The sequence below is a fragment of the Okeania sp. genome, from assembly GCF_983059655.1.
The window spans coordinates 1-6,741 of sequence record NZ_CEZPJD010000420.1; the positions used below are offsets into that span (position 1 = coordinate 1).

The 6,741-nt window shown below is 33.6% G+C and carries 6 protein-coding genes; 2 read left to right on the forward strand and 4 right to left on the reverse strand.

Features of this window, described 5'->3' with window-relative positions; genetic code table 11:
* From AC3DU7_RS20800 to AC3DU7_RS20815, 4 genes are all read right to left on the reverse strand, one after another.
* Positions 1–273, reverse strand: a 273-nt coding sequence (locus tag AC3DU7_RS20800) for a PDDEXK family nuclease (RefSeq protein ID WP_488041209.1), incomplete at its 3' end; no start/stop codon positions are given.
* A gap of 102 nt (positions 274–375) precedes the next feature.
* Positions 376–810, reverse strand: a complete 435-nt coding sequence (ccmS, locus tag AC3DU7_RS20805) for a beta-carboxysome assembly chaperone CcmS (protein WP_488041210.1) — start codon at positions 808–810, stop codon at positions 376–378.
* Positions 811–889: 79 nt separating this feature from the next.
* Positions 890–1,519: an SMI1/KNR4 family protein gene (locus tag AC3DU7_RS20810; RefSeq protein WP_488041211.1), complete on the reverse strand. Its 630-nt coding sequence runs from the start codon at positions 1,517–1,519 to the stop codon at positions 890–892.
* Positions 1,520–1,876: 357 nt separating this feature from the next.
* Entirely contained in the window at positions 1,877–3,658 is a 1,782-nt protein-coding gene (locus tag AC3DU7_RS20815) for an ABC transporter ATP-binding protein (RefSeq protein ID WP_488041212.1), read from the reverse strand.
* Between the two features lie 452 nt (positions 3,659–4,110).
* Between AC3DU7_RS20815 and AC3DU7_RS20820 the strand changes: the two genes are divergently transcribed.
* Together AC3DU7_RS20820 and AC3DU7_RS20825 are read left to right on the forward strand one after the other, a co-directional pair.
* Positions 4,111–4,671, forward strand: coding sequence for a hypothetical protein (locus AC3DU7_RS20820; protein WP_488041213.1), 561 nt, complete (start codon positions 4,111–4,113; stop codon positions 4,669–4,671).
* 386 nt (positions 4,672–5,057) lie between these two features.
* A complete protein-coding gene (locus tag AC3DU7_RS20825; RefSeq protein WP_488041214.1) occupies positions 5,058–6,413 on the forward strand; it encodes a methylglyoxal synthase in 1,356 nt (451 codons plus the stop codon).
* Positions 6,414–6,741: the final 328 nt, after the last annotated feature.

Below are 6,741 nucleotides of genomic sequence, written 5' to 3' on the forward strand. Positions count from 1 at the left end.
TCTTTTTCTAAAGGTTGTCGAACCAAACTCTTCCCAGTCTCGCTCTTGACTGTCCAGCAATACTTTCACAATATCGCTAATAATTCGGTGTGGCCGTTCGTGAGCGGGGAGAGGAGACATTATGGCTAAAGTTTCTTGAATATAAGCAATTCGTGTCCTTATTCCTTTAGCTTCTTTTTCCTCCAGAAATGCTTCAAACTGCTCCCAGGTTAAGTCATTAAGGGTAATTAGACTACCTGGGTTAAGCTGAATTTTATTAATAGGAATAGTCATTTCAGTTATCAGTTATCAGTTATCAGCTTTTAGTTATCAATTATCAAAGTTTTGAACCTATAAAATCTTACTTTTAACTTTAGATACTAACTGCTAACTTTTTTAAATTGCTATAATAGACTCACTCATTCCTGTTTCTAATATTTCTAATAAATTATCAACATCCTGACCTAGTTGTTCAAAACAGTCTGGTGGAGATATTTCTGGTTGAAAATAAACTAACTTTATTTGACCATCTCCAATAGCAATCATTAATACTTCTAATTCTGGTTTATAACCATCTATCAAACCTAATATTTCCTGAATTTTACCATCAACATTGCGATTTAATGTTTCTATAGCTGCTTTTGAACAATATACAAATTTTGGTGTTCCTTTTAAATCAATTCCAACTGTCTCATCAGTTTCTCCCTTTTCTAAATGTAGACCCCATGCTAAAGCAGCTAATTCTTTTTGATTATTTCTGACAAATTTATTTAATTGATGTTGCCAATTATTTTTGTCTTTATTAGGTAGGTTAGTATTTAATTTATTCATAGCTAAATGTGAAGTTAAAAATTATATGATGATTTAAACGCGGTATTATATAGTGATATTCAACTTGGCGATCGCCCTATTACTTTTCAAATAAATATTCATAGTAACTCTTGATAAATTCATCTCCTAAACTTTCGTAGTAAAGTCCGATAAATTCGTCCCAAGATAGTTCTGATAGTGCTCTACAAATCTTTTCTTCAGTATTTGAAACCATAAATTTTGCTGATAATTCTAGTTCATTTTCTAAAAAATTACTGTAACTTGGATATTCGTTTTTAAAGGTTAGGAGAGCTTGGCCATCCAGATAGCTATATATCGGTGGATTGTTCCCTTCAGATGTCTTGAAAAACCTAAAAAAATACCCTTGGTGCATGAAAAACACAAAAGCATCTGGTGGTAAAGATTCAGCAAACTGATTGTCTTCTAAAAGTTCAACAGCTATTTCTTGAATATCCAAAAGGTCTTCAAAAAAGCAATACGATCCGCAAGACGATCCTTCCAGAAATCCTCTTGCCCATTTTCCTCCCCACAAAAGAAACTCTTTATAAGCATCAGGTAAGAATAATTGTAAGCGACTTTCAAGACCATAAATTTCCTCTTTGGTACAAGGAATTAATTTTGTATTATAGGCTGATTTATCTCCTAAAAATAAATATTCTAATTCTCTAAAGCGCGACTTAAATTTGTCGAGATACATTGGGATTTTCATTTTTTTATTGACAGTTAAAGAGGGAGTAGGGGAGAAGAAAACATAAGATTTAATCTACCTCAATTAATAAAGCTTTTATCTAAAACTAAAGGCAATAGCTGATGACTGAATGCTTCCTTAGAGTCATATTAGGGAATAGTTAGGGAAGTTATATGCAACATCTATAGAGTAGTTCGGGAAACAGGGAATAGAAAATAAGAAAAGCATAGGATTTTTTTTAATCTATTTCACTTTTTCGTTCTTCTTTCTTCCTTTTTGCTACTGCATTCTGACCTCTGCTTTCTGCCTTCTTACTCCTATATTCTGAACTCTACCTTCTACCTTTTACCTTTTACCTTATTCATTCTGTTTTATTCCTTACTTTAAACCAGATTGTACTCGCCATAAACCAGCATAAATTCCTGCTTTTTCTAATAACTCTTCATGACGACCAAATTCAACTATTTTGCCATATTCCATCACATAAATACAATCGGCATTTCTAATAGTAGAAAGACGATGAGCAATAGCAATTGTTGTCCGGTTTTGAGTAATTTTTTCTAAAGATTTTTGAATAGCTGCTTCAGTTTCATTATCAACTGCTGAAGTTGCCTCATCAAGTATCAGAATAGGAGGATTTTTTAACACCGCCCTAGCAATAGCAATTCGTTGTCTTTGACCCCCTGATAATTTCTGTCCTCTTTCACCAACAATAGTATCGTAACCTTGAGGTAATTTATTAATAAAATCATCGGCTTCAGCAATTTTAGCTGCTGCAATAATTTCTGGCAAAGTTGCATCAAAAGAACCATAATTAATATTTTCAGCCACAGTTCCATGAAATAAAAATACATCCTGACTAACTAAACCTATTGCTCGCCGTAAATCTTGTAAATTAATCTGATTTATTTCCATACCATCGAGAGTAATTCTACCTGCTTGTATTTCATAAAACCGCAGTAATAATTTTACTATTGTGCTTTTTCCCGAACCTGTCGAACCGACAATTCCAATAGTTTTCCCCGCAGGAATTTTGAGAGAAATATTTTCCACAACAGGTGAATTTTTACCATAAGCAAAAGTGACATTTTCTAACTCTAATTCTCCCTTGACTGACTCAACAGACAAAGCAATATTTCCTGGAGAAATAGTAATCGGAGTATCCAATAAATTCATCACCCGATTAGTAGAAGCCATACTTCTTTGATATAAATCAAGAGTTTGTCCTAAGCGAGTTAAAGGCCATAATAATCGTTGAGTTAAAAATACCATAACACTGTAAGTACCTACAGCTAATCTACCAGCAACTGCCTCTAAACCACCTAATAATAAAGTTGCAGTAAAACCGATAAAAATTATAATCCTAATCAAAGGTACAAAAGCAGCAGAAAAAGCGATCGCCCGTCTATTACTGGTTTTATAACCTTCACTTTCTCGAGTAATTCTTCCTACTTCATAAGCTTCTGCTGTGAAACTTTTGATAGTAGTAATTCCTGAAAGATTATTAGATAATTGCCCGCTTAATAAACTTACTCTTTCTCGAACTTCAGCATAACGAGGCACTAAAAATTTTTGAAACCAAATTGAACCCCAAATAATAAAAGGCATTGGTAAAACTGCCCACCAAGCCACACTAGGAGCTAAAACAAAAAAAGCACCGCCAATAATTGTGACTGTTACTATCACTTGAATTATTTCATTTGCTCCTACATCCAAGAATCTTTCTAACTGATTAATATCATCATTTAAAATTGCCATTAAATTGCCAGTGCTGCGTTCTTCAAAATAGGCTAATTCTAAATCTTGTAAATGACTATAAGCTTCAATACGTAGGTCGTGCTGAATATTTTGAGCTAAACTACGCCAAAGTCGCTCATAAGCATATTGAAAAATTGATTCTAATCCCCAAACAATTAAACTCAGAAATGTTAGAATTAAAAGCTGTCCAAAAATATCTTGAATTCCCCATTGAGCAATCAGAGAATCTTCTTGTTTAACAACAACATCAACTGCTGCTCCAATTAAAACTGGAGGTGCCAGATCGAAAATTTTATTTAAAATCGAACAGATAGTAGCTTGCCAAATTTGAATACGATAACTACTTCCATAGTTGAGCAAACGTAAAAAAGGATGTTTTGATTGAAATGTTTTTTTTGACAATGTAAAATTCCAATAATTTTGTATAAATAAAAACTGAAATTATTCTATAGCAATCACCGAATCAGTTGTGAGAATTGAAATGTTATTTAAAAGTATAGAAGATAGCAATTATTATATTCATATGATAGATTTTTTTATTCTTCTCTGTTCCCTGTTCCCAGATCCAGTGTTAACTAAAAGTTTTTAAGATCTCACAACTAAAATCATATTGCGATAACATAGTTAATATTAAGTATAATATGAATATAGCTACTCTAAATTAACGAACTATGAAAAATTCCTCAATAGATAATAAAAAGTATAGAAGTATTGTCTCTGTTTACTTAAGAAAATCTTCTATTCTTAATTTATTCTTAATCACAATTATAGCCGTTTTCAATACTAGCTGTAGTAATTGGGACTTGAAATTATATAATTCCAGGCAAACTATAGACAAACAAACTCGTTTTTTCTTGAATAACCGTCCAGACTTTTTTGAAAAAGGAAGACTACAGATAGAGCAGGAAATGAAACAACTCGAAACACAAAAACCCCAATCTGTATTAACGATTGAATCGGGGCAGATAGAATGGCAAAAATTTCTTTTTAAAGAAGGTGATTTTACCATCTGGATGCCTACTGGTGGAATGACGGCTGAGACAGAAGTTATTGAAATTAAGAATGGAAAGATTAATTTTAAAGTATTTGCAAGTCATCCTGAATCAGCAAGATTTGTAGTTGCTTATTCCGACGTTTTAAATAGTAAACAATTGGCTGATGGAAAAGATGTATTAGTAAGAGTAAAAAACAAAATTATTGAGGTTAAAAATTTCAAATTGAGCAGGGATTATCCCTACAATTCAGAAAGATTTTTAGGGCGAGAATTTGTACTCGAAAATGATGTCGAAACTATTACATTCAGGGTTTACTTAGCAGGAAAAAGGTTGTATATGATTGGAGCAAGTGAAATAGAAAAAGAAAACGAAATCCCAGGAGCAGTAGAAAAATTTTTAGATTCATTTAAACTAAATTAATAATATAGCTATAGGGAATTCAGATGTGAGAATTTAGCTGTTCCTTGAAAATATAGAATATAGCAGTTATATTATTCTTATATATTTGTTTTTTTCTTCTTCCCTATTCCCTAAAACAAAAGCCTCCAATATCTCACAATTAAAGTAAAAAATACTCACGAATATCTGCAATCAAAACTTCAGATAAGTTGATAATGAACCTTCAATAATTAATAATTAATAATTACCTCTCCTTAAAAATAAGAGGATTGACGCAGTAGGGAAAATTTTTTCTTGTTTCTCCTTTAAAGGAAAGGCTTTAAGCCTCAATTATTCGGTAAGACAGAGAAATATTTTTATCACTGCCTGCTCCTTAGTTCCTTGCATATTTTTCCAGGATAAAAACTATGGCAAATACCATTGCTTTACTTGCTTATGACAGCAAAAAAGACAACTTAGCTGAATTTGTCAAAAAACATCAAGTTGTGCTATCTCGCTATCAATTAATTGCCCCAGAAGACACTGCTCAATATCTTTTGCAAAAAGCAGCTATAGAAATAAATTCTGTATTACCAATTTCCTTAGGAGGAGATGCTCAAATAGCAGCAGAAATAGCCACAGGAAATATTATTGCTGTTATCTGTTTAGTAGACTACCTATTTTCTCAATCTTATGAACCAGACCTCAAATTATTACTGCGTATTTGTCTGGTACATAATATACCCATTGCGATTAATATTGCCACTGCTGAAACAATTATTAATAGTTTCATTCAAGCTACTGTTGCCCACCTCATATTCAACCCTGTATCTGGCCAGGGCAATGCTCAACAAGAATTATCATTAATTAAGTCACTTCTCGAACCCCATCTACATTTACATATACACGAAACCACTGTAGAGCAAACAGCAGAAGAATTGACAAAAGTAGCGATCGCTAAACAAGCAGATATCATTATTGCTTCTGGCGGTGATGGCACTGTTTCTGCCGTCGCTGGAGAATTAGTAAATACAGGTATTCCTCTGGGTATAATTCCTAGAGGTACTGCCAATGCTTTTGGTATGGCTTTAGGAATTCCCAGTATTACACCAATTAGAAGTGCTTGTGATGTGATCTTAGCAGGCAAAATTCGTACAATAGATGTTGGTAAATGTAATGAGCGTACCATGATTTTATTAGCAGGGGTGGGGTATGAAGCAGAAACTGTAGAGAGAGCAGATCGAGAAGCTAAAAACCGTTGGGGAGTGCTTGCTTATGTTATGGCAGGTTGGCAGCAACTAAATGAACAACAGCTTTTTGATGTGGAAATAGAAATTGATGGTGTTACCAAAAACTTTGAAGCAGGGGCAATCACTATTGCCAATGCAGCTCCACCCACATCAGTTTTAGCTCAAGGTTTAGGAGAAGTAATTATGAATGATGGTTTATTAGAAGTAATGATTATTACCTCTAATAGTAGACTGCAAGCTGTTAATACTGTAGTTAGAATGTTCGGGTCAGCCATATTTAAAACTCCTGCTCAAGATCAAGATACTATTGGTTTACGAACAAAGCAGGTAAAAGTTAATACAGATCCACCACAAAAAATTGTACTTGACGGTGAAATTATTGGCACTACCCCAGTTGAAATTAAGTGTATTCCTGATGGTTTAATTGTGCTTGCTCCGCCAACCAATGAAATTGAAGAAAAATCTGCCTGGAGTTTCTTATCTTTACCAACAAGAGTTAAAAATCAGGCTATGCAAAATGATGAGATAATTTAGAAGGAAGAAGGAAGAAGAAAGACGGAAAAATTTTATGGATGTTGGTGAATTAGTGTATGATATCAATCTTCATTACTTAGGAGTAAACCCACCCCTAACCCCTCCCAGGAGGGGAAGACAGGAGAAATAGGAATAATCCAGGAGGTAGAAGTAAGAATTGTAAGAATGATTTTTCTGCCCAACTATGAGCCTAAAATACGCTCCTTTTTGAGCATAAAGAGCTGAAATAGGCGCACTGCAATTCGACCCCAAAAAGGCACTTGTCTTTATTATGTCAATGCTTGTAGTAGAAGTAATCTTGCGCAACTCCTGAGATTGCTTTCCTTAC